General features: G+C 62.1%; 30 protein-coding genes. 15 read left to right on the top strand and 15 right to left on the bottom strand.

Features of this window, described 5'->3' with window-relative positions; translation table 11 throughout:
- The first annotated feature begins 6 nt into the window (after positions 1 to 6).
- The 9 genes from CJ255_RS00490 (at position 7) to CJ255_RS00445 (ending at position 11,241) form a co-directional block, all read left to right on the top strand.
- Complete coding sequence (locus tag CJ255_RS00490; RefSeq protein ID WP_097642125.1) at positions 7 to 321, top strand: nucleotidyltransferase family protein; 315 nt, start codon at positions 7 to 9, stop codon at positions 319 to 321.
- The gene (locus CJ255_RS00485; RefSeq protein WP_097642124.1) at positions 314 to 787 is read left to right on the top strand and encodes a ribonuclease toxin HepT-like protein; all 474 of its coding nucleotides are present in this window, start codon (positions 314 to 316) and stop codon (positions 785 to 787) included. The genes CJ255_RS00490 and CJ255_RS00485 overlap by 8 nt, the downstream gene beginning before the upstream one ends.
- A gap of 11 nt (positions 788 to 798) precedes the next feature.
- Positions 799 to 4,110, top strand: coding sequence for a Swt1 family HEPN domain-containing protein (locus CJ255_RS00480; RefSeq protein ID WP_097642123.1), 3,312 nt, complete (start codon positions 799 to 801; stop codon positions 4,108 to 4,110).
- A 92-nt stretch (positions 4,111 to 4,202) separates the two neighbouring features.
- On the top strand, positions 4,203 to 5,834 hold the full coding sequence (locus CJ255_RS00475; protein WP_097642122.1) for a hypothetical protein: 1,632 nt from the start codon (positions 4,203 to 4,205) through the stop codon (positions 5,832 to 5,834).
- Positions 5,831 to 8,596 carry a phospholipase D-like domain-containing protein gene (locus CJ255_RS00470; protein ID WP_097642121.1) on the top strand — a complete coding sequence of 922 codons (2,766 nt, stop codon included), beginning with the start codon at positions 5,831 to 5,833 and terminating at the stop codon, positions 8,594 to 8,596. Before CJ255_RS00475 ends, CJ255_RS00470 begins: the two co-directional genes overlap by 4 nt.
- Positions 8,597 to 8,824: 228 nt before the next feature.
- On the top strand, positions 8,825 to 9,883 hold the full coding sequence (locus CJ255_RS00460) for a tyrosine-type recombinase/integrase (RefSeq protein WP_097642119.1): 1,059 nt from the start codon (positions 8,825 to 8,827) through the stop codon (positions 9,881 to 9,883).
- An 8-nt stretch (positions 9,884 to 9,891) separates the two neighbouring features.
- On the top strand, positions 9,892 to 10,227 hold the full coding sequence (locus CJ255_RS00455) for a hypothetical protein (RefSeq protein ID WP_097642118.1): 336 nt from the start codon (positions 9,892 to 9,894) through the stop codon (positions 10,225 to 10,227).
- Between the two features lie 22 nt (positions 10,228 to 10,249).
- Positions 10,250 to 10,807, top strand: coding sequence for a CYTH domain-containing protein (locus tag CJ255_RS00450; RefSeq protein ID WP_097642117.1), 558 nt, complete (start codon positions 10,250 to 10,252; stop codon positions 10,805 to 10,807).
- Entirely contained in the window at positions 10,804 to 11,241 is a 438-nt protein-coding gene (locus CJ255_RS00445; protein ID WP_165774511.1) for a DUF488 domain-containing protein, read from the top strand. Before CJ255_RS00450 ends, CJ255_RS00445 begins: the two co-directional genes overlap by 4 nt.
- A gap of 107 nt (positions 11,242 to 11,348) precedes the next feature.
- Here CJ255_RS00445 and CJ255_RS00440 read toward each other — a convergent pair whose 3' ends face one another.
- The 6 genes from CJ255_RS00440 to CJ255_RS00415 all read right to left on the bottom strand — a co-directional run bounded on the left by CJ255_RS00440 (position 11,349) and on the right by CJ255_RS00415 (position 15,905).
- Positions 11,349 to 11,951, bottom strand: a complete 603-nt coding sequence (locus CJ255_RS00440) for a hypothetical protein (protein ID WP_097642115.1) — start codon at positions 11,949 to 11,951, stop codon at positions 11,349 to 11,351.
- 55 nt (positions 11,952 to 12,006) lie between these two features.
- Entirely contained in the window at positions 12,007 to 12,663 is a 657-nt protein-coding gene (locus CJ255_RS00435) for a hypothetical protein (RefSeq protein ID WP_097642114.1), read from the bottom strand.
- Between the two features lie 153 nt (positions 12,664 to 12,816).
- Positions 12,817 to 13,482, bottom strand: a complete 666-nt coding sequence (locus CJ255_RS00430) for a JAB domain-containing protein (protein ID WP_097642113.1) — start codon at positions 13,480 to 13,482, stop codon at positions 12,817 to 12,819.
- Between the two features lie 282 nt (positions 13,483 to 13,764).
- Positions 13,765 to 14,514: a DNA polymerase III subunit beta gene (gene dnaN, locus CJ255_RS00425; protein ID WP_165774510.1), complete on the bottom strand. Its 750-nt coding sequence runs from the start codon at positions 14,512 to 14,514 to the stop codon at positions 13,765 to 13,767.
- A 206-nt stretch (positions 14,515 to 14,720) separates the two neighbouring features.
- Positions 14,721 to 14,903 carry a hypothetical protein gene (locus CJ255_RS00420; protein WP_245863081.1) on the bottom strand — a complete coding sequence of 61 codons (183 nt, stop codon included), beginning with the start codon at positions 14,901 to 14,903 and terminating at the stop codon, positions 14,721 to 14,723.
- 111 nt (positions 14,904 to 15,014) lie between these two features.
- Positions 15,015 to 15,905, bottom strand: a complete 891-nt coding sequence (locus CJ255_RS00415) for a hypothetical protein (RefSeq protein ID WP_124681768.1) — start codon at positions 15,903 to 15,905, stop codon at positions 15,015 to 15,017.
- Here CJ255_RS00415 and CJ255_RS22340 point away from each other — a divergent pair.
- The 3 genes from CJ255_RS22340 (at position 15,885) to CJ255_RS00405 (ending at position 17,065) form a co-directional block, all read left to right on the top strand.
- Positions 15,885 to 16,136, top strand: a complete 252-nt coding sequence (locus tag CJ255_RS22340; RefSeq protein WP_124681767.1) for a hypothetical protein — start codon at positions 15,885 to 15,887, stop codon at positions 16,134 to 16,136. The genes CJ255_RS00415 and CJ255_RS22340 overlap by 21 nt on opposite strands.
- Positions 16,137 to 16,388: 252 nt before the next feature.
- Complete coding sequence (locus CJ255_RS00410; RefSeq protein ID WP_124681766.1) at positions 16,389 to 16,655, top strand: hypothetical protein; 267 nt, start codon at positions 16,389 to 16,391, stop codon at positions 16,653 to 16,655.
- Complete coding sequence (locus tag CJ255_RS00405; RefSeq protein WP_097642108.1) at positions 16,646 to 17,065, top strand: type II toxin-antitoxin system VapC family toxin; 420 nt, start codon at positions 16,646 to 16,648, stop codon at positions 17,063 to 17,065. The genes CJ255_RS00410 and CJ255_RS00405 overlap by 10 nt, the downstream gene beginning before the upstream one ends.
- 45 nt (positions 17,066 to 17,110) lie before the next feature.
- On the opposite strand, the gene CJ255_RS00400 is transcribed toward CJ255_RS00405, so the two are convergent.
- From CJ255_RS00400 to CJ255_RS00360, 8 genes are all read right to left on the bottom strand, one after another.
- A complete protein-coding gene (locus tag CJ255_RS00400; RefSeq protein ID WP_124681765.1) occupies positions 17,111 to 17,638 on the bottom strand; it encodes a hypothetical protein in 528 nt (175 codons plus the stop codon).
- 19 nt (positions 17,639 to 17,657) lie between these two features.
- Positions 17,658 to 18,110 carry a hypothetical protein gene (locus CJ255_RS00395; protein WP_097642106.1) on the bottom strand — a complete coding sequence of 151 codons (453 nt, stop codon included), beginning with the start codon at positions 18,108 to 18,110 and terminating at the stop codon, positions 17,658 to 17,660.
- Positions 18,111 to 18,129: 19 nt separating this feature from the next.
- The gene (locus CJ255_RS00390) at positions 18,130 to 18,387 is read right to left on the bottom strand and encodes a type II toxin-antitoxin system RelE family toxin (RefSeq protein ID WP_097642105.1); all 258 of its coding nucleotides are present in this window, start codon (positions 18,385 to 18,387) and stop codon (positions 18,130 to 18,132) included.
- On the bottom strand, positions 18,384 to 18,584 hold the full coding sequence (locus tag CJ255_RS00385; RefSeq protein WP_097642104.1) for a hypothetical protein: 201 nt from the start codon (positions 18,582 to 18,584) through the stop codon (positions 18,384 to 18,386). Before CJ255_RS00385 ends, CJ255_RS00390 begins: the two co-directional genes overlap by 4 nt.
- Positions 18,585 to 18,645: 61 nt before the next feature.
- Positions 18,646 to 18,921 (bottom strand): hypothetical protein, encoded by a 276-nt coding sequence (locus tag CJ255_RS00380; RefSeq protein WP_097642103.1) that lies wholly within the window; start codon positions 18,919 to 18,921, stop codon positions 18,646 to 18,648.
- A gap of 514 nt (positions 18,922 to 19,435) precedes the next feature.
- Positions 19,436 to 20,428, bottom strand: a complete 993-nt coding sequence (locus CJ255_RS00370; RefSeq protein WP_165774509.1) for a formylglycine-generating enzyme family protein — start codon at positions 20,426 to 20,428, stop codon at positions 19,436 to 19,438.
- Between the two features lie 245 nt (positions 20,429 to 20,673).
- Positions 20,674 to 20,952 (bottom strand): DUF2442 domain-containing protein, encoded by a 279-nt coding sequence (locus CJ255_RS00365; RefSeq protein ID WP_097642100.1) that lies wholly within the window; start codon positions 20,950 to 20,952, stop codon positions 20,674 to 20,676.
- 10 nt (positions 20,953 to 20,962) lie between these two features.
- Entirely contained in the window at positions 20,963 to 21,217 is a 255-nt protein-coding gene (locus CJ255_RS00360; RefSeq protein ID WP_097642099.1) for a DUF4160 domain-containing protein, read from the bottom strand.
- A gap of 288 nt (positions 21,218 to 21,505) precedes the next feature.
- Between CJ255_RS00360 and CJ255_RS00355 the strand changes: the two genes are divergently transcribed.
- From CJ255_RS00355 to CJ255_RS00345, 3 genes are all read left to right on the top strand, one after another.
- A complete protein-coding gene (locus tag CJ255_RS00355) occupies positions 21,506 to 21,724 on the top strand; it encodes a hypothetical protein (protein ID WP_097642098.1) in 219 nt (72 codons plus the stop codon).
- Positions 21,711 to 22,133, top strand: a complete 423-nt coding sequence (locus tag CJ255_RS00350; RefSeq protein WP_097642097.1) for a type II toxin-antitoxin system VapC family toxin — start codon at positions 21,711 to 21,713, stop codon at positions 22,131 to 22,133. Before CJ255_RS00355 ends, CJ255_RS00350 begins: the two co-directional genes overlap by 14 nt.
- A 125-nt stretch (positions 22,134 to 22,258) precedes the next feature.
- Entirely contained in the window at positions 22,259 to 22,909 is a 651-nt protein-coding gene (locus tag CJ255_RS00345) for a SanA/YdcF family protein (RefSeq protein WP_097642096.1), read from the top strand.
- Between the two features lie 155 nt (positions 22,910 to 23,064).
- Here CJ255_RS00345 and CJ255_RS00340 read toward each other — a convergent pair whose 3' ends face one another.
- Positions 23,065 to 23,391: a hypothetical protein gene (locus CJ255_RS00340; protein WP_097642095.1), complete on the bottom strand. Its 327-nt coding sequence runs from the start codon at positions 23,389 to 23,391 to the stop codon at positions 23,065 to 23,067.
- Between the last annotated feature and the right edge of the window lie 122 nt (positions 23,392 to 23,513).

The raw sequence follows: 23,513 nt of genomic DNA, 5'->3' as shown, positions 1-23,513 counted from the left end.
GCAGGTATGACAAAGCCAATCCATGAAATTCAACAAGCCTATCCGGCTGATGTCGCACGCAATCTTGCGCGGGCGGTCGCCATTCTGAAAGCTGGAGGTTGTCAGGAAGTCTACCTCTTCGGCTCGACGGCGACCGGTACTCGGCACGTGGGATCAGATCTCGATTTTGCCGTACGCGGTTGTCCCCCACACGCTTTTTTTCAACTCCTTGGACAGCTGCTTTCTGAGCTTGAGCATCCGGTTGATCTCGTCGATCTCGATCTTTCTAGCCCCTTTGTTGAAGCCTTGTTGAGCAGCGAGGAATTGGTGTACCTTGGCTAAAACCCTGATCCAAGCCATCAAGGTTGAGTTGGCCCAACTTGATCTGCTCTTGACAACCTATGCAAACCTGATTGATCGGGTGCAACAACAAGCACCCGACGTCGTAGAGTTAGCCGCACTCGCTACCGTACTCCATTCGTACTACAACGGGGCTGAAAGTATCTTCCTGGCTGTGGCACGACACCTTGATCTCCAGTTGCCTGAGGGAACGCGGTGGCATCGGGAATTATTAGCACAGGTAGCACGGCCAACGACGAGTCGTCCAGCATTGCTCTCATCCTCACTTGAGACGCGCTTGACGGTCTACCTGGCCTTTCGCCACTATTTCCGTCACAGCTATGCCTTCACCCTTGACTGGGCACGTTTAGAACCCCTGGTGCATGAACTATCTACCGTGCATACAGCGTTGCGTGAAGAGCTCGACGTCTTCCTGAATTTCCTCCCTACACAGCCTGACGATTCGTAAGGAGTACCACCATGGCCCTCAGCAACCGCGATCGCGTGAACAAAGGTCTTGAACTCCTGCAACTCGGCCTGCGACCATTTGTCGAGCGCGAACTGCTGGCGATCCATGGCCGCTACTGGGTGACGAAGGTGACCGAGCATTGGCCCAACGATCTGCGCTGGGACGGCGATGAACCGCGTCTTGATGCCTCGCCACTCCTGCGCATCATGTGGGAGCAATGGAATAGTGTCTTTGGCAAGACCCTCGGCCACGCCGAGCGCTCCCTGGTCAGTGAATTGCGCGATACCCGCCACAAGTGGGCGCACCAAGAACCATTTTCGACCGATGACACCTATCGCGCACTCGATAGCGTGCAGCGACTGCTCACGGCCATCTCAGCGCCAGAAGCCGCTGAAGTTGATCGGCAGAAGCAAGAGGTATTGCGCATTCGCTTTGAAGAGCAGACCCGCCGTGAAACCCGCAAAGTCGCCACGGCACCGCTCGTCGGCCAGCCGGCCGGCGGGCTACGACCCTGGCGCGAGATCATCACTCCCCACCCAGACGTTGCTTCCGGTCGCTACCAACAGGCCGAGTTTGCCGCAGATCTGGCACAGGTCTATCGTGGCGAGGGTTCCGACGAATACCGCGAACCGCGCAGCTTCTTTCAGCGCACATTCATCACCGAGGGCTTACGCCTGCTCCTCGTTGGAGCGCTCCGCCGCCTAACCAACTCTGGTGGTGATCCAGTGGTCGAGCTCCAGACCAATTTTGGCGGTGGTAAGACCCACTCGATGCTGGCGCTCTACCATTTGTGCTCCGGCGCAGCGCCGGCCGATTTGCCAGGCAGCGAGCCCGTACTGGCGGCTGCCGAGGTCACAAGCTTACCCAGCGTACGGCGTGCGGTACTGGTCGGCACAGCGCTTTCGCCCGCCAAGGTGCATCGCAAGGCCGATGGGACAGAGGTGCATACGCTCTGGGGCGAACTGGCGCATCAGTTGCTTGGGGAGCAGGGCTATGCCTTTGTCGCTGAGTCAGATCGGGCGGGGGTCAGCCCTGGATCGAACGAACTGGGCGCACTATTCCACGCGGCGAGCCCATGCCTCATCTTGATCGATGAATGGGTTGCTTATGTCCGTCAGCTCTATACCCGGAATGATCTCCCGGCCGGCTCGTTCGATGCGAATCTGACTTTTGCGCAGGCATTGACCGAAGCAGCGCGCGCCGTACCGGGCGTCCTGCTGGTGGCCTCGCTCCCGGCGTCCGATATTGAGATCGGCGGTGAGGCCGGGCGTGAAGCGCTCACCCGTTTGAAGAATACCTTCGGGCGGCTGGAGTCGGCTTGGCGGCCTGCCAGTGCGGAAGAAGGCTTTGAGATTGTCCGACGCCGGCTCTTCCAACCCATCACCGACCCGGCGCATTTTCCGCAGCGCGATGCCGTGGTACGGGCGTTTTGTGACCTGTATCGCACGCAGAGCGCTGAGTTTCCTGCACACACCCGTGATGCTGACTACGAGCAGCGGATGCAGGCTGCCTATCCGATCCATCCGGAGCTGTTCGACCGACTCTACAACGACTGGAGCACGCTGGAGAAGTTTCAGCGTACCCGTGGCGTGCTGCGGCTCATGGCTGCGGTGATCCATGCGCTCTGGCAGCGTGATGACCGATCGCTGCTCATCCTGCCGGCGAGTGTGCCAGTCGATGAGCCAGCGGTGCAGTATGAGCTCACCCGTTATATGGAAGACCCCTGGGTGCCGGTGATCGAGAAAGACATTGACGGGCCAAACTCTCTCTCGCTCCGGCTCGATAAAGAGAACCCCAATCTGGGACGCTACTCGGCGACGCGGCGCGTTGCGCGAACACTCTATCTGGGCTCCGCACCGACCTTTCGGATGACGAACAAAGGGATTGAAGATCGGCAGATCAAGCTGGGCTGTGTGCAACCGGGCGAGAGTGTGGCCATCTTTGGCGACGCCCTGCGCCGTCTGGCTGACCAGGCAACCTATCTCTACCAGAATGCGCAGCGGTACTGGTATGCCACCCAGCCAAGTGTGAATCGCCTGGCGCAGGATCGCGCGGCGCGGCTCAAAGATGATACTGTCCATGATGAGTTGCTGCGACGATTGCGCGCTGCGGCCCGCCAGCGCGGTGATTTCGCTGCTGTCCATCCAGCACCAGCTGGGGGGAGCGACGTACCCGATGAGCGTGAAACACGGTTGGTACTCCTCGATCCCGTCCATGCACACAGTAGCAAAGCGACCGAGAGCGCGGCCCGACAACACGCGGAGCAACTGCTCGATTCGCGTGGGGCCGGCCCGCGTACCTATCGCAACGCGCTGACCTTCCTCGCCGCTGATGCCGCCCGGCTCAAGGAGTTGGAGCAGGCCGTACGCGAGTACCTGGCCTGGAAGTCCATCGAGGATGAACGTGACTCGCTGGGACTCGACTCATTCCAGACCAATCAGGCCAAAACACGGCGTGAGCAGTTTGATGATACGGTGGAGCAGCGCATTCCTGAGACCTATATCTGGTTGCTAATCCCCGAACAGCCCGATCCGCAGGGTACGGCAACCTGGACGGAGATACGGCTCCAGAGTCAGGGGCCAGCGCAGGAAGCGCTGGCGGTGCGGGCGGCGAAGAAGCTACGGAATGAAGAGTTGCTGGTCACGCAGATGGCCGGGACACGCCTGCGGATGGAGCTCGACCGCATCCCGCTTTGGCGTGGGGATCATGTCGCTATCAAACAGCTCGCCGATGACTTTGCCCGCTACCTCTACCTACCCCGCTTGCGCAGCACCGACGTGCTTGTGGGGGCGATCGAGCAAGGGGTTGGGCAGCTGACCTGGGAAAGTGAAACCTTCGCCTATGCTGACAGTTGGGATGCCACGCGGCAGGCGTATCGCGGACTCCAGGCTGGGCAGAGCGTCCGAGCGGCCCTCGATGCAGAGAGTGTGCTGGTGAAACCTGTATCAGCACGTCGCCAACTCGACATGGTGCAGCCACCACCGCCCATCGTTGGCCCCGGCCCCCAACCACCCATCATTGGCCCTGGCCCGCAGCCACCCATCGTTGGTCCTGGCCCGCAGCCACCTGTTCCAGGAGTGAAGCGTCCGCGGCGATTCTATGGGAGCGCGACACTCAGTGACCCAAACCGACTGGCAAGTCGTTCAAAAGACATTGCTGATGCTATAGTGCAGCACTTAACCAGTCTCGTCGGCACGAACGTACGGATCACGATTGAGATTAGCGCCGATATTCCCGACGGTGCGCCGGAACATGTGGTGCGCACCGTGACGGAGAACAGCCGGACGCTCAAATTCGACCAGGCTGGTTTCGAAGAAGAGTAGCGCGGCGGACACTACGCAATCAGCAGCGTTGATCGCAGCGACATCAGGAGATGGCCGTGATAGTGCCAGCCCACCCCCAATGGATCACGCGCATGTACCCCGGCAAGGTCGGGCGTGATCACTTGGGCCTAGGTAGCGTTTCGTCGGATCAGATCCTACCGACGCTCTCACCCGGCATCAATGTACTCACGATCCACCCGCGTTACTTCAGCTTCTACGTCTTTCTGCTCGACGAGTACTGGCGTCGCGACCTGCCGCGCAGCACGGCGGCGTTCTCACGCTTCTACCGGCCACGAGAGTGCATCTTCTCCATTGGTGCGAATCTCTGTGACCAGCCAGAGCATGATCGAGTAACAACCATTGTCGGCACGCAGAAGACCGAAGGCATTGCCAGGCAAACACTGCCAACGTATGACCCCGGCTTCAACTACATCAAGAGTGAACTGGGCGGCTACGGCCTCTACTACCGCTCGGTAATGGCCGAACTTGGGGTGATCTACCCCGGCGGCCCGAAGCCCCTACCCTATCCGCTTGATGTACCCTCCGAGCGCGGCAAAACGCTCGCCGCAGCCTTCCGGCGAGCCATTCAGTCCACGCGCTACTACCGCGACTACTTCGACCACCCCGACCAGCCGGTGCCGCGCGAGGTGGTGCAGGAGTATATCCACGCCGCGTGTTTGTGCCAGCTTCAGTGCGAGGACGCGCCGGATCGGAAGTTGCTCCTCGACACGTTTCTACACGGCGGCGATGCCCAGGCCGCCGCGGCGCGCCGCGAGACGCTGTGCCTATTCCTGGATCTGGCAGCCCAGACCGATGGCTCTGCCGTCAGTCAGGATGCGTTTCGCCAGTTGCTCCTCTTCGGTGCCGAGATGGGCGGCGCAACCTATACACCCCAGGAATCGGTCGCGCTCACCTATCGGCGCTGGCGGCTCTACCAGGCCCGCGAGTACTACGCGTTTGCGCTCAATGGCCTCTGGTGGCACCTCTGTGACTGGGGCATCGCCGAGCAGGGCGATATACGGCCACTGCCGATCGAGGCGCTCCACGAGCATATTCGCCTGCTGCTCAACTTCGATTCGCTTGCGCAACAACTCGGCGTGGCCGAGCCTGGCCTCGGCCCCAATGCCAGCTTCGCCCGCCTGCTGAGCTGGCTGCGCAGCACCGTCGGCGCCAATGAAGCCGGCTTCGATGCGCTGTGCCGCCTGGATGCGCCGATCCACGAGCACCGGCTGTACGCTCTGGCCCATGATGAGGTCAGCAACGATCCGCAAATCTTCGTCCCGGCAATGCTGGCGCTGCTCGCGTTGACCTACCTCCGCTTCGGCATGCCCCCACGCTGGCTCGAACCGGACTGGCCGATCGCCCAGATGGGGGCCGATGGCCGCCTGAGCCTCGATGGCTTCGTCAAGAGCCTGCATCACCGTCTCACCCGCCAGGCGCTCACCATCGCCGATGTCGCACGCTGGCTCTACGATGAATACATCATCCAGCAACACCTGATGATCGCCACCAGCAAGCTCCCCGAGAATACCTTTCGCTTCCAGCGCGAGGGCCAGCGGCTGCGCTTCGTCAACCTCTATAACAGCCTGCAATTCAATGACTCGCGCTTTGAAGCGCTCAGCACGACCCTGCACGAGCTTGGTCTCTGCGGCGACCTACAGCTTGCTGGCCATTCACTCACCGCTGATGGTGCGCAGTTGCTGTCCACGGGAGACCTGCCATGAGCGAGGTGCAGCTCCCTGAGCAGATCAAAGGTCCCTGGGATCACCTGTTGATCCTGACCTACGGCATGGATCTGCCCTTCTTCGAGCACACCCTGCTGCGCGAGCTGCCAGCGCGCTGCCGCAACCGGATCGTGCTGGGAGATGGGGCACATCTGTTGGAGATCAGTGAGGCCCACGTGCGCGACGGCCTGGCGCGGGCCATGAACCACCGCTATGTCGCCGAGGGCATCTTCTCGCCGCAGGCCGCGCACGCCAAGCTGATCATGCTCACCAACCCGACCCAGGGGCGGCTCCTGGTCGGGAGCGGAAACCTCAGCTGGCAGGGCTACGCCTCGGGCGGTGAACTCTTTACCACCTACCAGTACCAGGCTGAGGCACCGCAGCAGCTTGGGGCCTTCCTTGCCGTCCGCGATCTGCTGGAAGGGCTGATGCTGCGGCGCTACCTGAGCGATGCCGCCGAACGTTACCTGCAACTCCTGCTCCAGGGAACCCCCTGGCTGCATCAGTCACCTGAAGCAACCGATCGCCCGGTGCGCCACAACCTGAACCAGAGCTTTCTCCAGCAACTCCGTCTGGAGGTCGGTGAGCAGCCGGTCGAGGAGTTGATTATCCTGAGCCCCTTCTACGACCGGGAGTGCCGGGCCCTTGAGCAGCTGCTGATCCTCTTACAGCCAGCGGAGCTGACACTGCTTGTGCAACCTGGCCGAACCTCACTCGACCCGGTGGCGCTCCAGCGCGTGCTGGCCGGCTACCGTGGGACGGCGAGAGTCCAGGTCGCGCGACGCCCGGATGGCGAGCCCTACCTGCACGCAAAGCTCATCCTGGTCAAGCAGCGCGATCGCGCGGTCTGCCTCCAGGGCTCGGCGAACCTCTCACAGGCCGCGCTGCTGCTGATTGACCCGCAGGGAAACATCGAACTGGTCAACCTGCTCAGCGGCGCCCGCGACGCATTCGACGATCTGCTGGCCGGCCTAGCGATCGATCCGGCGCTGGTGGAGGTGCAAAACCTCGATCTCCACTATGAGGAGCCGGAACAACTTCTCTCAGCACCTGCTGCCTGGCGACTCACCGCCGCCGCGTGGGATGGCACCCAGCTGCGGATTGAAGACCGCGGCCCGCGCCCCGACCTCAGCGGCGCAGTCGCGATCCTCGGGGTTGACGAGCACCGCATCGAGCGTCCACGCGTTGACGTGCGTGCGGTTGCGTGGAAGCCACCAGTAGAAGAGGCCAGGCGCTTTGATCGCCCGGTGGCACTGCGAATCCGCCTGGTCGACGGCAGTCAGAGTAACCCGGTCTTCATCTGCAATACCGCAGCGTTGGACGCGGCACTCGCCGTCACCGCCGAGGATGCCAGCCTCAGCCAGGTGGGGGGGCTGGATCTCGACGATCATGAGATCGAGACGCTCTTCGGCTTGATCGATAGCACCCTGCTGATCGATCGGCGTAGTCTGTGGCAGGTAGCTGGCAAGCAAGCGTCGGTTGCTGACATGGAAGCTGGCGACGCGCAACACCTGAGCTACGACGACATTGACTACGCGCTGCTGCGCCAGCACCCGCGGGTACAGCAGTATCTGCGCGGCTTCGGGGTAGCACGAGCGGGTCGGACGCGTCTCCAGGTCATTCTGAGCTCGATCTCCGGTCATCTGCTGGAAATCCTCGATCGCACCAGCCAGGGGCCAATAGCTGGCCCGGGAGCGGCAGTGATCGGCAGCACCGACCTGAGCGAGGAAGAGCTAGAAGCCGCAGATGAGCCTGCGGCGCCCCAGGGCATGCGCAGCCCGCAGCAGCGAACGCAGCGCCTGCTCAAAAGCTTCATCAACCGCTACCTGGAAGGCATTACGAGCGCTGAGTTCCGCGCACTGGTCGGCGTGGAGGTGCTTGCCCAGAACTACATCATCTTCTCGCATATCCTCTGGCGCCTCTGGGTCAAGGATTGGCTTGACTATAACTTCATGGTCGATGCCTTCACTAGAACCTGGCACGCATTCTGGGGCGACGCAGACGATCCTGGCTGCCTTACCACCGCAAGCACAGAGTCACGTGACCAAATTGGCACCATCCTTCGCGAGCACCACACCGTAGCGACACTGCTGGCCAGCCTTTTCGACAGCGCCCGCTGGATGCACACCTGGGGCTGGCATGCGCAGCGGCTGGCGCTGCGTGACTTCTGGCGCGTCTTGCTTACTCGGCACGCGGGGCTCATAACAACTGAGGTGCTGGAGCAGACCTGGCATGCTCTTGCCGACGCCTATCCCCAGACGACGCCCCTACCGGCGGAGATCGTCGCTGATCTCGCCGAGCTAGCAGACTTCGAGACATCTGGCAGCTTTCTGCGCGCGTTGGAGAGTCGGCACGGCTTCCCGGCTGGGAGCTGCCAGTTCGAGCGGGTAGAAGTCTATCGGGAACCGCTTGACCGGACAGCGCCAGTGAACTGTCTGGTGATCGCCGTACACAACGCCCTTCGCAGCGCCGACGAGGCCGTATCGCTGGTGGGCGAGTGGATGCGCTTCCAGCCGTTGGACTACTACCGCATCGTGGCGCCGACAAGCCACAAGGCTGAGCGTGTCGTGCTCTACGAAGTGCGTGAACATGAAGGTCTGCTCTGGGACAGCCTGACCAAACGTGAAACGATCCTTGGACGCATTGATTCTGAGCCGCAATCATGGGCCGAAGCACTGGCGCAGCTGCAGGCGCTGGCTGAACAGGTACAGGCAAGGCTGGAGGTTCCTCAAATTGTCAGTACGAAAGCTGAAGTAAGGTAGCCCGGAGACACTGGAACCACTCGATGTCGCACGACACTTTCGCCCACGCCCTGGCTCTTCTGCGCACGGCTCTCGCTGATCCGCAAGCCGAATTTCGGCCGGGGCAGTGGGAAGTAGTTGAGAAGTTAGACTCGCATAACCCCCTGTTATACGAGTCTATCCACCTTCCCCATCATCGTGCATACTTGTTACACTTGTTCTAGTCCTGATGGCGTGGGAGGAGTGGTCATGGCTGACGCATTGGACACCGTTGACCAGGCGCAGATCACGGCGCTGGTGCCGCGTGAGCCAACCGGTGCCGCGCTTAGCCAGGCTGCCGCAGCGGCCGACCGCGCTGCATCATCGGCGCTCTTCGCGGAGTACCGCCAGCAGCTTGCGGCCCACACGCGGAGTGCCCACGATCAGGATCTCGCGCGCTGTGCGCTCTACCTGGCCGATGTCGGCGTGAGCGTTGGGGCATTGGCCGTCGAGCCAGTGGCCTGGGCCGGGTTCACCTGGGGCCTTGTCGAGGGCTTCAAGCGCTGGATGCTGCGCGAGGGCTTTGCGCTGGCGACGCTCAATCGCACCCTGGCGACAATCAAATCCTACACGCGCCTCGCCGCGCAGTCCGGTGCGCTCGCCGCTGAGCAAGCGACGATGATTGCCGCCGTGAAGGGCTACGGGCGCAAGCAAGGCCGCAACCTCGACGCCGAGCGGGCCACGACTCGGCGCAGCGCGAAGAAGGCCCAGGCGGTGACTATCTCTCTGGCGCATGCGCGGGCGCTCAAGGAGCAACCCAGCGACACGCCGCAGGGTCGCCGTGATGCGCTGCTGATCTGCCTGCTGCTCGACCACGGCCTGCGCATCGGCGAACTCGCTGCGCTTACCGTCGGGGCGGTGGATCTCGCGGCAGGCACACTGACCTTCTACCGCGAGAAGGTTGATCTAACCCAGACCCATCTGCTCTCAGCGGCTACGCTACGCGCTGCCCTGGCCTACTTCCAGCATGATCGCACCGGTGCCGCCGCAGGCGATGCCTTGCTGCTCGGGAGTCGCCGAGGTGGCGGGTTGCGTGGGACGCTCGGCGTCCGCTCGATCCAGGCCCGCGTGCAGATGCTCGGCGCAGGCATTGGGCTCAAGCAACTCTCGCCACATGACCTGAGGCATTACTGGGCCTCAGCGGCGATCTCCGGCGGCACCGACCTGCTCGCGCTCCAGGAGGCCGGTGGCTGGGCTTCGCTGGCCATGCCGCGTCGCTACGTTGAGCGGGCGAAGATTGCCAATGAACGGGTGAAGCTACAGGTGTGAGTGAGCCAATGGATCTGTTTCATCACGATGTTCGGCTGGGCACGCTGGTTGACTACGGCTACGCAACACCCTGGGCCGAGGCGTGGCTCCGCGCTGATACGCTCACGATCCAGCGGTATGCGGCGATCTATGCCTTTCGTGCCTGGGTGGAGACCATCCCTGATGATCTGCCGGATGACGAGTCCGATGCGCGCTACGAGGAGGAGCTGCGCCGGCGCGGGCTCGACGAGGCACAGGTGGCGGCCGCGCTGCACGGCTGGGCGATCCGCACGCCCGACGGCGCGATGCTGCCGGTCAGCGTCTCCGGCTTCGAGGCCGACGGCTACATCACCTGGCGCTGGTGAGGGTCAATAAGGATGCGCGCGGATGCTTGAGCTGTCCAATCCGCAGAAGTACGCCCAGGTCGAGCGCGAGCGCCGCTTCCTTGTCGCGCGGCTGCCGTTCACGCCGATGCCGGCGTCGCCCTGCGTCGACATCATCGATACCTACCTGCCGAGCGCGCAGCTCCGCCTGCGCCTGATGCAGCGCCCGGACGGCAGCCCCATCGCCTATAAGCTCACCCAGAAGCGCCATCTGCCCGAGCTGCCGGCCTACGCGGTGCTGATCACCAACATCTACCTGAGCGCGGAAGACTACGCTCTGCTCAGCGGGCTGCCCGGCGCGACGCTGCGCAAGCGTCGCTACCCGTGGGTGGATAACGGCGTGCGTTTCTCGGTCGATGTCTTCGCTGGAGCGCTCGAGGGGCTGGTGCTGGCGGAGGTTGAAGGTGCTAGCGATGCAGAGGTAGCGGGCGTGGTGCTACCGAGTTTTGCCTCCCGTGAGGTGACCGCCGAGCCGGTCTTTCGCGGCGGCAGCCTGGCACGGCTTACGTCGGAGGAATTCCAGCGATGGCGGGCGAGCGGCTACCAAGAGGGACGACTATGATCTGGACGATCTACACCATCGGCTACGCCGGCTGGGCGTCGGCCGCGCTGCGCGATCATGTGCTGGCGCTGGGCGCCGCGCTCGTTGATGTGCGCATCGCGCCGACCTCGAAGTCGCCGCAGTGGCGCAAGGAGGCGCTGGCCGCGCTGATGGGCGCGGCGTACCGCCACCTGCCGACCCTGGGCAACCGCAACGCCTTCACCGGCGGCCCGGTCGCGCTGAACGACCCGGAGCGCGCGCTACCGCCGATCGCCGCGCTGCTGGAGTGCGGCCCAGTTGTGCTGCTCTGCGGCTGCGCCGATCCGCAGCGCTGTCATCGCAGCGTCGCTGCGGCGTTCCTGGCTGAGCGCCTCGGCGCCGAGGTCGAGCACATCCTTGCGCCTGAGCGCACCAACCGGCCCAGCGAGCAGCTGCGGCTGCCGGGGTGGGAGTGATAGATCATGGCCCATTTGGGGAGTAGAATAGTTCACAGTGGCGTGTCAGCGCTGGGCTGACCATCCCTGCTCTGGGTGCGAGATGTGCTGTCAGGAACCTCTGTCTCTCAACCAACATCCCTTGATCGTCGCATCCCGCAATAACCCACCAGCAGGTGCCACATGTCGCCAACCAGGGTATGCCGCAAAGCAGCCTGACCCTTACCGGGACCATACCAGGTGAGCAGATCATCGACGAGCTCGTGGACGGTGAGCCAGTAGATCCGTCGTGGCGCGAGGATCGGGCCAAGCTCGCTACGGGTTGTTTGCTCCAGGGCGTGAACCACGAACAGCCGATCAAACTCTTCGCCCCCGAAGATCTGTACGGCCTTGTCGAAATGCTCCTGGCGGAGCATCGAGAAGTGAGCTTTTTCTCCTTTCGGGATCCAAAGCCCATCGCCAAGAGCGGTCACATCGGCGCGCAGGCGCTTGGCGAAATCCCGGCCGCCAGCATCGAAGTCGTGCTCATCTTTCGTCTCGATGATCGCCCGTGTCAGCGAGGTGCCGTCAGGAAGCTGCCAGGGCATGCCATCAGGCCGCATCGCGACCAGGTCGATATCGGAGTTGCCATAGGGTACCCGCACCGCGACGGACTCGTCGATCAGACAGCCGTGGCGCGCCTGAAGCCAGAAGCGGGTGAGTTCGCCAAGTGCGTTGCTCCGTGCAGCCATAGGGTCTCCTTCGCCGCGCTAAGACGCGACGCTCTCGTTGACATTACCGCAGCGATCACCCACGCGCGCCAGCGTAGCACAACTCGGTGATTTTAGTTGCCCACGGATAGGTACTTGGAGGCGTACCCCTGATCGCTGAACGGAGCTCTGCGATCAACGGTTCATGTGCATCACACGTTTTCCATGCCTGTTGGCAAGCACGCCAATAGTTCTTGTACGAAGCGCCGTGAAGCGGAGCGATCTGACTGTCAGTGACTATCACGCAGTTGGGGAGCAGAAAATGGCAGAACTTGCTGGCAAACATCCAGCTCTGTGCGATCTTGACCTTTTTGGCTAAGCGCATCAGCGGGCGAAGCTCATCCCAGCACGTCTGCTCAAGATCTGGCGCAGACCCTGCGTGTGCTGTGCAAATGGCATCATACTGCGCGCGAATATCGGGCAGCTTGCGCAATCCCCGTTGGTAAATGGCCTTGCGGGTATTCTTCTCGCGTACTGGAGAACGCAATGCCTTCCATTGGCCAAGCGCAATAACTGCGGATTCCCACCACTGTTCAAGCGTAGGATCGGCACGCCGAGATTGCTCCAGATTCGCATAGAGGCTGCTATGAAAATCTTGCGCCCAATGCGGACGGGCCTTCCATTCACGAATGCCCACACGCAGATTGTCGAGTGTCACGAAGGTAGTCATTGTAGCAACATAGAGAATGATCACGATGTTCTTCGAGGATGATAACATACCAGTGTAACGATCTTGGCACCCTGAAAACACAAAAACGCCGCAGCAGCCCTCAGGCTCCTGCGGCGTTTGCATTGATGATGGGGTAATGGTCGTCTCACGTAACTCCGGAATGCGGAGATTCGGCGTTTAGAAGCCTAATTGCCTCTCGCGCATCGAAAGCCATTTGCCCTTGCCCAGAATGATATGGTCAAGCACGTCCGTGTCGAGGAGCTTGCCTGCCTCCACGATTTGCCGGGTGACGAGGATGTCCTCGGGGGAGGGATCGACCGTGCCGCTGGGATGGTTGTGGCAGACGATGATCGCGGCGGCGTTGAGCTTGATCGCCTCGCGGAAGACTTCGCCGATGCGGACGGCGGAGGTGTTCAGGCTGCCCTGGTAGACCCGGTGGACTTTGAGGACGTGGTTCTTGGTGTTGAGGCACAGGATCCAGAGTTCTTCCTGGTCGAGCAGGCCCATGCGCGCCATCAAGAAGCCGGCGGCGTCTGCGGGGCTCTTGATCTGTTCGCGGCTCACCGGGCGCAGCAGCTCGGCGACGAAGATGATCAGGGCCTGTACGTCTTCAGGCACTTCGCCAATCGTCAGCGCATCCTGCAGATCCTGGCCGCAGGCGGCGAGTTGGCGCAGTTTGGGGAAGTCTACGAAGGGATCGAGCGCTTCGCGCAGGGCGCGGGTGCTGGTTGCCGGGGAGGCAGTCGTGCCGCGTCGGCGGCGCGCAGGTGCCCCAGAACTGGCCGGTGGCTCCAGCGTGGCGATCGGCGTCGGCGGGATGAGCGTGGTCTGTTCGTACTGCATCTGCGTCTCCTTGATCAGAAGGCCACCCTGATCGCCGGGGCAGGCATCAGGGTGGCCTTCGGGTTATCTGGTCGGCGGCGTGCTCGCGGTGTGGCATGCCGATGCTGGCTTGTGGATTTGCTTCTGGGCATCACCGTGCGGTAGCGCTCCCTGGGTGATGCGGTGTATTCAGTGGAAATTCGCGTTAGGCTCCATGCGCGGAGCGCACAACGCCACGATGAACATGGGCCAGAACGTGCTCGGTATCGGCTATCGGACGTTCGGCTATCGGCTATGTTCAGGTTAGCGCAGTGCCATCGGCATAATCACGTGGACGTAGCCGCCTTCGACGCCGCTCAGGCCAGGGTTCTGGCCGACCGGGCGCAGGACGCCCGGGGCCTGGGCGGTGACCATTTCGAGCGCGACCTGGGGCGTGCCGATCACGGCCAGCGCTTCGCCGAGGTACTTGACGTTGAGGGCGATCTGGCCCCCTTCGCCCGCGATCTGGCCCTCGACGGCACCGGTGTTCGTGCCGATGCCGGCCGCGTTCGCGCTGAGCATCACCGTGCCGGTTTGCGTTGCTTCGTCGGCGCTCAGGCTGAGCTTGACGACGTTCTGGCTGACGCTGGCAATCAGGCCCGCCAGTTTCACCGCTCGGTTGAGCTCGCGCACATCCAGGATGGCGCGGGTCGTGCAGCCCTGCGGCAGGATGCGCTCGACGTTGGGAAACTGCCCTTCGATCAGGCGTGTGCTCAGGGTGATGTTGGTCGTCGTGAAGATGGCCTGGGTCGCGCTGGCGCTCCCGAGCGCGGCGGCACTCACGCTCATGCTGATGGTCTCGGTGGTCTCTCCGAGTAGTCCACCGAGCTCGCGGAGGGCCGGTGCCGGGATGATCACCTCTTGCTTCGTCGCGACGGGAACCGGCAGCGCGATCTGCTTCAGGGCGAGGCGGAAGCCATCAGCGGCAGCGAGCGTCGCGGTGCTCTCGTGCAGGCGCACGTAGACGCCAGCCAGCACCGGGCGCGCATCGCTGTCGGCGGCGGCACAGGCCACCTGGTGAATGGCCTACCCATAACCGATAACCGATAGCCGATAGCCGATAGCTATCGCTTCTCCATACGTCGTAGGGTAATCAATCCCTTTTGGCGCATCAGGACGTTAAGCTGTTCGCACGATGTCTTGATGTACGACAGATAGCCGATAGTGCAGGCGTTGGCAGTGTGGCGTCCTCCTATCAGCTATCGGCTATCGGCTATCGGCTATCGGCTATCAAAGGCACCCGTCCAACTGGTGATCGCGAGGTTGAGATTGGTCGCGCTGAGGCGCAGTCGGCCCTGGTCGGTCGCGAGGCATACGTTGCTGAGCACGGGCATGACCGGCTTGCTTGGCACGGCGCGACTGACCTGGGCCAGGGCCTTCTTGAGATTTTCTTGCTGAACCACGAGCTTCATGGCGGTGTCCTTTCATTGCGGGTCGGTAAGCTAGGCGCACGCCCAGCCAGGGTGACTGGGCTGGGCGTGCATGGGCGTCGGTTCGGTTGGGTGAGGGGCAGGCTAGAGGAAGGCGAACTGGACGGTCTGCGGCTCCTCGGCGGTGACGGGGCGTTGCCCGCGCTTCCGGCGAATGAGGACTTCGTTCCAGGTGATCCGTTCGCCGTGGGATGGGGTCGGTTGGGTTGGGCTGGTTCCGAGATCGGGCAAGAAGGGCTGCGTGCGGTCATCCACCAGGGTCGGTTGCGGTGGACTCAAGGTGGGCGGGATGGGCAGGGCGCGAGGCGGGCTGACCAGCGTGCTCGGCTGCCGCTGCCGGTCAGGCTGCACCATCGCACCGACACTGACGCCGACGAGGTCGTGGGCACCGACTTCGAGCGAGGCCTTGAGTGCCGTGCCCGCCGCTTCCAACCGGGCGGCAATCGCCTCCCGTGCGGTGGCAGCAACCTCGTCGTTGAGCACGCGCTTGGCCAACTCTTGCAGCAGGGACATGCCAGGGTCCATCTGCATCAAGCCGGAACTGAGGTCGTCGCCGTTGAGCAGCGTGGCGGCCGTGGCCTTGCTGCCGATGATGTCGAGCGCCTGGGCGATCATGGTCTCCTCGTAGCCGAGCCAGGTCACGTTGCATGCCCGCGTCTGGGTCGGACGCAGCGCCCGCTTGCGCGCCTGCATCGCGCGGTAGAGGCTGTAGGTCGGCTCGGCGAAGACGATCTCGGGCCAGGCGATCAGGTTCATGCCCGTCTCGACCAGACCAGGGTGACAGAGCACCACGTTCGTGCCGTCCTGCTCGCGTTCGGCGAACCAGGCCCCACGGGCGCCCGGCTTGACCGTCGTGCTGCGCAGGATGGCGACCTTCACCGGGGTGCCGTGGTCGCGCAGCGCCAGTTGCTGGATCTTGGTCTGGAGGTCGGCGAGCACATCGAGCTTGTTGGTATGCTCGGCGAAGACGAGCATGCCCCGCCCGGTGCGGGCCTGCTCGGCTGCCCGCTGGGCGAGCCAGCGATGGTGTGGCAGGATGGTGTCGAGCGGGAAGGCGGGTGGACGGTAGGACTCGCCGGTCTGGTTGCTCTGCACGGTCACCGGCTTCCACGGAGCGATGGCGTAGGTCAGGGTGGACTGCAGGTAGTTGCTGAGCGCGTCTTTGCCGCCCGGTTCTTGGATGATCGCCTTGCCCTCGTTGACTAGGCGAGCGTACTGCTCGGCGAGTTCTGCGGGCAGATCGAAGAAGACGACGCCCTCCTGGTACGGCGGCAGTCAGAGAACGTAGAACGCCGAGCGTAGAACGAGTCGCGGCATCGTTGGCTGTGCCATCGCGATGCAAGCCGTTCTCCGTTCCTCCCTGTCGCCGGAGAACCTGCAAGGCGTTGTGCTAGAATGAAGGTAACCTGATGGCCTTTTGGCTAGCGGTTGTGCAACGAACGCCTCTCAAGGAGCCAGATGATGGATCAATCGGTAACCGTTACCCACCTCGATCAGGCAGTGACGGAGTGGATCGAGCGTGAGGCGCAGCGTACTGGCCAATCAGTCGAAGCCATTGTGCGGTGGCTCTTAGTGCAGGGGATGGAGGTCGCCCGACGCCAAGCTCCCACCCAACGCTACCACGACCTTGATGCACTGGCAGGAACGTGGAGTGCCGCTGACGCTGCGGTGTTTCAGCAGGCACTCGACGACATGAGTCAACTGGATCCGACCCTATGGCAGTGATCACCGTCATGGTGGATACCAATGCCTACACGGCGTTCAAGCTTGGACAGGCCGAGGCGTTGGAGATCATCCAGCGTGCGCCAGCCCTCACGCTGAGTAGTATCGTGATCGGAGAGTTGTTGGCTGGGTTTGCGATGGGTTCACGCGAGGCGCAAAATCGCGCTGAGCTGCAACAGTTCCTGGCCTCGCCACGCGTCAGTATGCGACCGATTGATGATCACACGGCCCAGTACTATGCCCGCGTCTACCGTATTCTGAAGCAAAAAGGCAAGCCCATTCCGACGAACGATATGTGGATTGCTGCATCGGCGCTGCAAACTGGCAGTGTGCTCTTCAGCTTTGACGGGCATTTTCAGCATATTGACGGTCTGGTCGTAGGAACCAGTGCCATTGATCTGCTGCTGGCGTAATACCATTTTGGATTGCAGATTGCTGCGCAAGTGAGGCAAGCCGCTCTACGTTCTACGTTCTGCGTTCTGCGTTTGTAACGCCTCCCACTCACGGTGCTCTTCGGCACGCAAACGCTCGTAGAACTCCGCACGCCAGGACAGCGCCGTCGCTTCAGGGCGTTCGGCGTCGTCAGGATTGGCTGTCAGCACCGGCGGGGCCGGGTGATGGGTCGTGACCGCCACCTCCCAACCGCAGCTCAGGCTGAACTTCGAGAAGGCGATGAAGCCGACCCGGGGCGTCGCGGGATTGGCCCTAGCCCCAGCGTAGAAGGCACTGACTTGGGCGGGGGTCTCAAGGATGGTGCTGTACCAATCCGGCAGCAGGTCGCGCCACTCGGCGATCCACTGCGGCAAGGGCGGTTGGCCCATGCCGTTCAGGGTCTCCTCGTGGGCGCGCACCTGGGCGAGGTCGCCAATCAGGTGGTTCGGAGCAACGACCAGAGTGGTAAAGGCGCGGCCCGGGCCATTGGTCGGCAGCAGCTGGCAGGGAAAGCTGAAATCAGAAAACTGAAAGCTGAAAATCAAGCAGGACAACCTTTTCAGCTTTCAGTTTTCAGTTTTCCCTGGCGACCTTGCCGATCGGGAAGACCGGGCGGATGCGGCGGCGATCCTGGCGGGCCGTCTGGAGCCGTCCGCGATAGGCGCGGGCGTTCCAGGCTCCGCCGCCGGCCAGCACATCGGCCTGGGCCTGTTCGGGGGTGGCGGCGTTGGCGTCACGCCAGATCAGCGGGCGTTGGGTCTTGGGGGGGGCCGGAATGCGGTAGCGTGGCTCAGCCTGCTCGGTCAGCACCGGCAGGTCGCCCGCGAGCTTCTCGGCGATCTGCCGAGCGCGAGCCTGAAGCTCCTGTCCGGTACGGTCACGCGCACGCACCACGCCGATCACCAGCACCTCGCGGTAGTGGCGCTGCTCCTCAGGGAGGGCCACCATGGTCACGCGGTCGTAGCAGCGGGCCAGGTGGTTGAGCGTCGCCCGATTGGTCAGCCAGACATCCTGGGGGGCGAGCACGCTGGATTATGCGCAGATCCTAGCCCTTCACCAGCCGATCATACTCAGCATGCGAGCCAATCCAGAACCAAATCAGCCCTTCGGGCACAGCAACCGCAAGGGCGCGATAGCGCAACCCAACGCGCACACTCCAGAAACGCCCCAGTTGTTTGAAGTGGAGCGAAGGATGTTGCGGATTTGCTTTGAGCAGTTCGTAACTCTTATCGGCCTGGGCTTGCACCGTGGAAGGCAACCGATCATAGTGTTGCCAAAAAGCCGGACTAGCAAAATGTCTCATAGCTCCGTTGCAGTCCCAGCCTGAAAGTCCCGGATCGCCTCGTCAGCAAGCGAGTCAAGCCGTCCTGCGGCAACATCGGCTTCAAGCTCGGCATCCCATTGGTCGGCCTCAAACTGCTCGTACCATGTGCGAAGTTCACGCAGTTCTTCTAAGGTGAGTTGCGTGATCGCGGTTTTGATTTCACTGACCGTAGTCATTGTCGTGTGCTTCCTTTAGATTTCGCTCTTGGTTGGGGAGCGTGTTCCAGCGCATCTTCCTTCATTCTAGCACATGGGGAATCCAGCGAGATCCGTCGAGCACCGCAGCCCAGAGCGCCCGGTTCTTACTCAGGCCATTGACCGCACTCAGGTGCAGCAGGGCCTCGTTGCCATCGCGGCTCAGGGTATCGGGCAGGACGCAGAGCGATACCGGCCAGTGGGCAGCGTCTTTCAGGTCGAGCCGATGGAGGTCGGTGCGCACGCGCAGCGGCCAGGGCGGCAAGGTGCGCGTGAGCGTCGTGCCATCGGCCTCCAGCGTGAAGGGCGGGCTCTTCATAGCCGATAGCCGATAGCCGATAGCCGATAGCCGAAACGGTTATACCAATGCTCTTTGGATCTATCGCATGAACCGACTGCCGACCGCTGACCGCCAGAAGCACTTCTATGGCTGCGGTCGGCGGTCAGCCGTCACGGGCAATGCGGCATCTTCAAGGGTAGATGGTATGACATACAACGGTTATCGCGCACCTATCGGCTATCGGCTATCGATTATCGGCTATTTCTCCCGCGTTGGGCGGCGTAGGCCACGAGCCAACGCTCCTCCAGGCTCTCGGCAAGGCCGAGTTGCCCAGGGATCGTCGGGTCATGGGCGGCGATGGCGGCAACTCGCGTCGCTTGGTTAAGAACTTTGGCCTACACGGTATGCAAACTGGGACAGGCCAACGCGCTGGCGATCATCCAGCGTGCGCCCGCCCTCACGCTGAACGCGTGGACAATGAGTTGAAGCTGCGTTGGAGCTTGCGTGGGGTGGGGGAACAGGCCGTTGCTTATCAAAGCCGCCCTTTGGTTGGTCACTGACCAGCACCGGGCACGGGCGCATCACTGGCGATGCGTAAGCCGACGTAGCTACGTAGGTCATGTCCATGGCGCGGATCCAGTTCTCTATCAATGCGACTTGCACTGCGTGAGTGCAGTTCGGAACTGCCGCGGTGCGATGTACCGCACATTACTCGGCTGCTCTCGCCCGCAAGGTACTCCTCAGTCCACTCATCCACAAGCCGATAGGGATACCTTTCCCTCCATTTAGTTGCGCACCACTCCCAGACATTGCCCGCCAGATCAAGGGCGCGATAGGGGCTAGCGCCAGAGGGGTATTGCCCGACTGGAGTTGTGGTTGTGCGGCCAACGGTTCCACCGCTGTGGAGGCGGCTGGTATCCCATGTGTCACCCCAGGGATAGATGCGCCCGTCGGGGCCACGCGCCGCCTTCTCCCACTCGGCCTCCGTCGGCAGGCGAAAGGTGTGGCCGATCTGGGCGCTCAGCCAGCGCACATAGGCCACTGCCTCGTACCAGCTTACCCCGACCACGGGCTGGTCATCGCCGTTGAAGAGTGAATCTTCCCAAAACATTGGCTGGCTAATCTTCTCAGCGACCCGCCATGCCCAGCCCGCCTCCGTCCAGTAGGCGATATTGGTGTAGCCATCGCCCTCGACAAAAGGCCGAAACTGGGCGTTCGTCACCTCGGTGTGCCCGATCCAGTAGTCAGGGAGGGTGAGTTCGTGCTGGGGCTTTTCGTTATCACGAGCCCTAATATCAGCATCCGTGCTGCCCATCAGGAAGGGGCCAGCGGGGACTTTGACCAACTCGGGAACCCAGGGTGGGAGTGGACTGACGACCACTGGAGCACTTGTCGGTGGCATGGTGGGGGTAGCTAGCGCCGTTGGGGTGGGGGCTGCGGAGGTTCGCTCTTCTATGAAGCGCTGGATCGGGGGGATCGCAATGAGGAGGCTTAAGACGGCGATGATTAGCCCGATGATCGTGTAGCGTTCTTCTTTTTTGGTCATAGCGTTGCGGGTAGGATGATGAGATGGATCCTTTATCTGGAGTATAACATGTGCCAAGGTGCGCTGTGGGGGTAATGCTAACGTGAAAATAGCCGATAGCCGATAGCCGATAACCGATAGCCTAACGGCGTTTTCATCACGGCGTTGTGCGCGAAGCGCATGGTCATCTGACATGAAAAAGCCTCTGACGGTGCCGCAGGATTGCCGTCAGAGGTTTCAGGGGTTGTGGGTTCAAACGATACGCGTCAGGATGCTGGTGCCCGGTCATGTTCCCATCCTGCCGGTTGCAGGTCGGGGTAGTAGAGCACATTCGGATCAATATCGGCTCCATTGGGCCAGGCAATCGTACCATCGCGGATCTCGATCTGGCGGAAGAAGGAGGTATCATCACGCACACGCGCAAAGATCGGGCCACGCCGAATATAAGGCCATAGATCCACTTCACGCATCGTGTGATCAGAAAAAGTCAGACGAACCCGAAAGTCTTCGATCAACTCGACCGCCACAATATCCATAAGTTGCATGATGGTACTCCTATGCCTCAATCCATGCTAGCGGCTGATGGTGCTGAGCGCGTTCCCAATTGGCCTGTAACTCAGCCATCCGGCGGGTTGCCCATGCAATAACGCGCTGCTCGACGCGCCGTGGGAGCTTTCCAGCCGCAAGGGTTGTGGGATCAATATGAATGAGTGCTTGATCGCTGCCGTAGCGCACATGAAAATGGGGTGGTTGGTGGTCATCATAGTACATGAGGATAATAACCCCATCAAACTCAGCGATCCGTGGCATTGCTGATTCCTGGTACGTTGCACGATGAAGGTGATTCGCGACCAAAAAGACGCACTGGTAGTATACCACTCCACCGGACGTGACTGCCAGGCGCGTGAGCGCTGGCGGGCCGTACGGCTGAGCGCCCAGTGGAAATATGAAATATGAAATATGAAAACAGCAGTGCAGACAGTGGTGCCCTTTGTAGTTTCAGCTTTCAACTTTCAGCTGTCAGCTTTCCCATGTTGGCATCACGCTTGTCGGAACGGTATAATGAGCAGAGCAAGGCCACGAGGAGGAAGCGACGCTATGTCCACCATGACCCTTGAAGAGCGGGTTGCGATCCTTGAGCAGGAACTGCTGGTACTCAAGCGGCAGCTCCCGAAGCCTGTTGAGGCTCCCTGGTGGGAGCAGATCAGCGGGGTGTTTGCCGACACCCCCGCATTTGATGAGGCGGTCGATCTGGGCCGTCAGTATCGAGCGGCCCAGCGACCCCTCATAGACGAGGACGGGGATGTATCTGCTTGATACGGACCATCTCAGTGTGTTGGAACGCGGCGGCGCAGAATCACAGCGCCTGCGACGACGTCTCCAAGCGGTTTCACCTGATGAGGTGGCGGCAACGGTTGTCAGCTATGAGGAACAGACGCGGGGTTGGCTTGGTTTTCTGTCCAAAGCGCGCTCACGCGATGAGCACGTTACGGCCTATGCCTATTTACAGCGTCACCTCCAGGTCTTTTGTGCGATTCTCCTCGTCGCATTTGATCAGACTGCGGCCATGATCTTCCAGCGCCTCCAGCAGCAGCGTATCCGCATTGGGACAATGGATTTGCGTATCGCCAGTATTGCCCTGGCCCACGATGCAACCGTACTATCCCGAAACAGCGCAGACTTTCAGCAAGTGCCAGGACTGCGCGTCGAAGACTGGACGATGTGACGATCGCTGACACCGCATACGTAGGCAGTCGCGCATCTCCACGGTCACCAGAGGCTCACACGATGCGGGCAGACCATTGATCGCGGCTGCAACCTCTGCTGTACATTGATCGTCTGACGCTAGCGATGCCCATCACGATCAAAAACCTCCGCCGCCTCATCGCCCTGGGCCTCGGGCTGAGCCTGCTCGTGCCCCTGCTGGCGCTGAGCTACAGCCACGTTGCGACCGCCCGCTTCCGGCTCACCAATCCGACCGAGACGCCCGCAACGCGGGTTGCGGTTGTTTTTGGTGCGGGCATTCGTGGCGATCAGCCCACCCGCATCCTGGCCGAGCGCATCGAGGGCGCGGCCGAACTCTACCACCTCGGGCGGGTCGAAAAGCTGCTCATGACTGGCGACAACAGCCGTGCCGATTATGATGAAGTGACGGTGATGGCCCGGTATGCCGAGCGGCTTGGGGTGCCCGCGAGTGCGATTACCCGCGACTACGCCGGGTTCTCTACCTACGAATCGTGCTACCGCCTCCAGCCCATCTTTGGCGTGGAGCAGGCCGTGCTGATCAGCCAGCGCTACCATGTGCCCCGGGCGGTCTATACCTGCCGCGCCTTAGGGGTGGATGCCGTGGGCTTCGGTGTGCCGGATTGGGGTCGCTACGCACCGCCCCTGCTGGTTCGCTACACGCTGCGCGAAGCCCTCGCGACCGTGAAAGCCCTGGTTGATGTCCATCTCACCCGGCCGCGCCCGACCTTCCTCGGCCCCTACGAAGGCATCGAGTAAGACCCTTTGGGGTTTTGGATTGTGGATGGTGGATTGCGCTGCTGGGCATCACCGTGCAGGATCGGAGCCTCCCGTATGCAACATGCTCAACGATCATTGGGGAATGCCCAGGGCGATGTGCGACGCAGACTCGCCGCCCTACCCACCGCACCGCCTCACGATGCTGCGTCCCACCAGACCTGGGCTGGCTGGCGCTGTGCCTCAGCGGCTGGCAGGGGTGGATCGGCGTTGAAGATCGTCGCCAGCACCAACACCAGGTCACGCCGTGCGACCCGCACCAGCACCTCGCCCGAACCATCGGCCAACGGGAGGCGCTCGCTGCGCGTGGCTTCGCGCAGCTCCAGGTGTCCCTCGACCAGCACCCGGCTGCCCGCGCCGAACTGCTGCGCGACACTGGCGACCCGTGCGGCACCAACGACCTCCACCGTAATCTGGGTCGTCGCTTGAACGGGATGCCCCGCCACGAGCTGCGTCCGGCCCACACGCCTGACCCTCCGCATCCGGTGTCCCACTCGACGCACGATCACCGTAAACTTTTCAGACAGCCTCTGAGTCTGGACTCGCCCCAGTGTGCTTGGCACCATGGTATACTTTTTTGGCGACC

Origin of the sequence: Candidatus Viridilinea mediisalina, assembly GCF_002532535.1 — a bacterium.
Lineage (GTDB): Bacteria > Chloroflexota > Chloroflexia > Chloroflexales > Chloroflexaceae > Viridilinea > Viridilinea mediisalina.
The sequence above is the reverse complement of the archived record's forward strand: the minus strand, read 5'-3'. Positions and strand labels throughout refer to the sequence as shown.

Excerpts from the sequence above, each read along its gene's own strand:
- CJ255_RS00490 (WP_097642125.1), top strand. The coding sequence starts at position 7 with ATGACAAAGCCAATCCATGAAATTCAACAAGCCTATCCGGCTGATGTC.
- CJ255_RS00480 (WP_097642123.1), top strand. The coding sequence starts at position 799 with ATGGCCCTCAGCAACCGCGATCGCGTGAACAAAGGTCTTGAACTCCTG.
- CJ255_RS00475 (WP_097642122.1), top strand. The coding sequence starts at position 4,203 with ATGTACCCCGGCAAGGTCGGGCGTGATCACTTGGGCCTAGGTAGCGTT.
- CJ255_RS00470 (WP_097642121.1), top strand. The coding sequence starts at position 5,831 with ATGAGCGAGGTGCAGCTCCCTGAGCAGATCAAAGGTCCCTGGGATCAC.
- CJ255_RS00460 (WP_097642119.1), top strand. The coding sequence starts at position 8,825 with ATGGCTGACGCATTGGACACCGTTGACCAGGCGCAGATCACGGCGCTG.
- CJ255_RS00455 (WP_097642118.1), top strand. The coding sequence starts at position 9,892 with ATGGATCTGTTTCATCACGATGTTCGGCTGGGCACGCTGGTTGACTAC.
- CJ255_RS00450 (WP_097642117.1), top strand. The coding sequence starts at position 10,250 with ATGCTTGAGCTGTCCAATCCGCAGAAGTACGCCCAGGTCGAGCGCGAG.
- CJ255_RS00445 (WP_165774511.1), top strand. The coding sequence starts at position 10,804 with ATGATCTGGACGATCTACACCATCGGCTACGCCGGCTGGGCGTCGGCC.
- CJ255_RS00440 (WP_097642115.1), bottom strand. The coding sequence starts at position 11,951 with ATGGCTGCACGGAGCAACGCACTTGGCGAACTCACCCGCTTCTGGCTT.
- CJ255_RS00430 (WP_097642113.1), bottom strand. The coding sequence starts at position 13,482 with ATGCAGTACGAACAGACCACGCTCATCCCGCCGACGCCGATCGCCACG.
- CJ255_RS22340 (WP_124681767.1), top strand. The coding sequence starts at position 15,885 with ATGCTCGGCGAAGACGAGCATGCCCCGCCCGGTGCGGGCCTGCTCGGC.
- CJ255_RS00415 (WP_124681768.1), bottom strand. The coding sequence starts at position 15,905 with ATGCTCGTCTTCGCCGAGCATACCAACAAGCTCGATGTGCTCGCCGAC.
- CJ255_RS00410 (WP_124681766.1), top strand. The coding sequence starts at position 16,389 with ATGATGGATCAATCGGTAACCGTTACCCACCTCGATCAGGCAGTGACG.
- CJ255_RS00405 (WP_097642108.1), top strand. The coding sequence starts at position 16,646 with ATGGCAGTGATCACCGTCATGGTGGATACCAATGCCTACACGGCGTTC.
- CJ255_RS00390 (WP_097642105.1), bottom strand. The coding sequence starts at position 18,387 with ATGAGACATTTTGCTAGTCCGGCTTTTTGGCAACACTATGATCGGTTG.
- CJ255_RS00385 (WP_097642104.1), bottom strand. The coding sequence starts at position 18,584 with ATGACTACGGTCAGTGAAATCAAAACCGCGATCACGCAACTCACCTTA.
- CJ255_RS00380 (WP_097642103.1), bottom strand. The coding sequence starts at position 18,921 with ATGAAGAGCCCGCCCTTCACGCTGGAGGCCGATGGCACGACGCTCACG.
- CJ255_RS00370 (WP_165774509.1), bottom strand. The coding sequence starts at position 20,428 with ATGACCAAAAAAGAAGAACGCTACACGATCATCGGGCTAATCATCGCC.
- CJ255_RS00365 (WP_097642100.1), bottom strand. The coding sequence starts at position 20,952 with ATGCAACTTATGGATATTGTGGCGGTCGAGTTGATCGAAGACTTTCGG.
- CJ255_RS00360 (WP_097642099.1), bottom strand. The coding sequence starts at position 21,217 with ATGCCACGGATCGCTGAGTTTGATGGGGTTATTATCCTCATGTACTAT.
- CJ255_RS00355 (WP_097642098.1), top strand. The coding sequence starts at position 21,506 with ATGTCCACCATGACCCTTGAAGAGCGGGTTGCGATCCTTGAGCAGGAA.
- CJ255_RS00350 (WP_097642097.1), top strand. The coding sequence starts at position 21,711 with ATGTATCTGCTTGATACGGACCATCTCAGTGTGTTGGAACGCGGCGGC.
- CJ255_RS00345 (WP_097642096.1), top strand. The coding sequence starts at position 22,259 with ATGCCCATCACGATCAAAAACCTCCGCCGCCTCATCGCCCTGGGCCTC.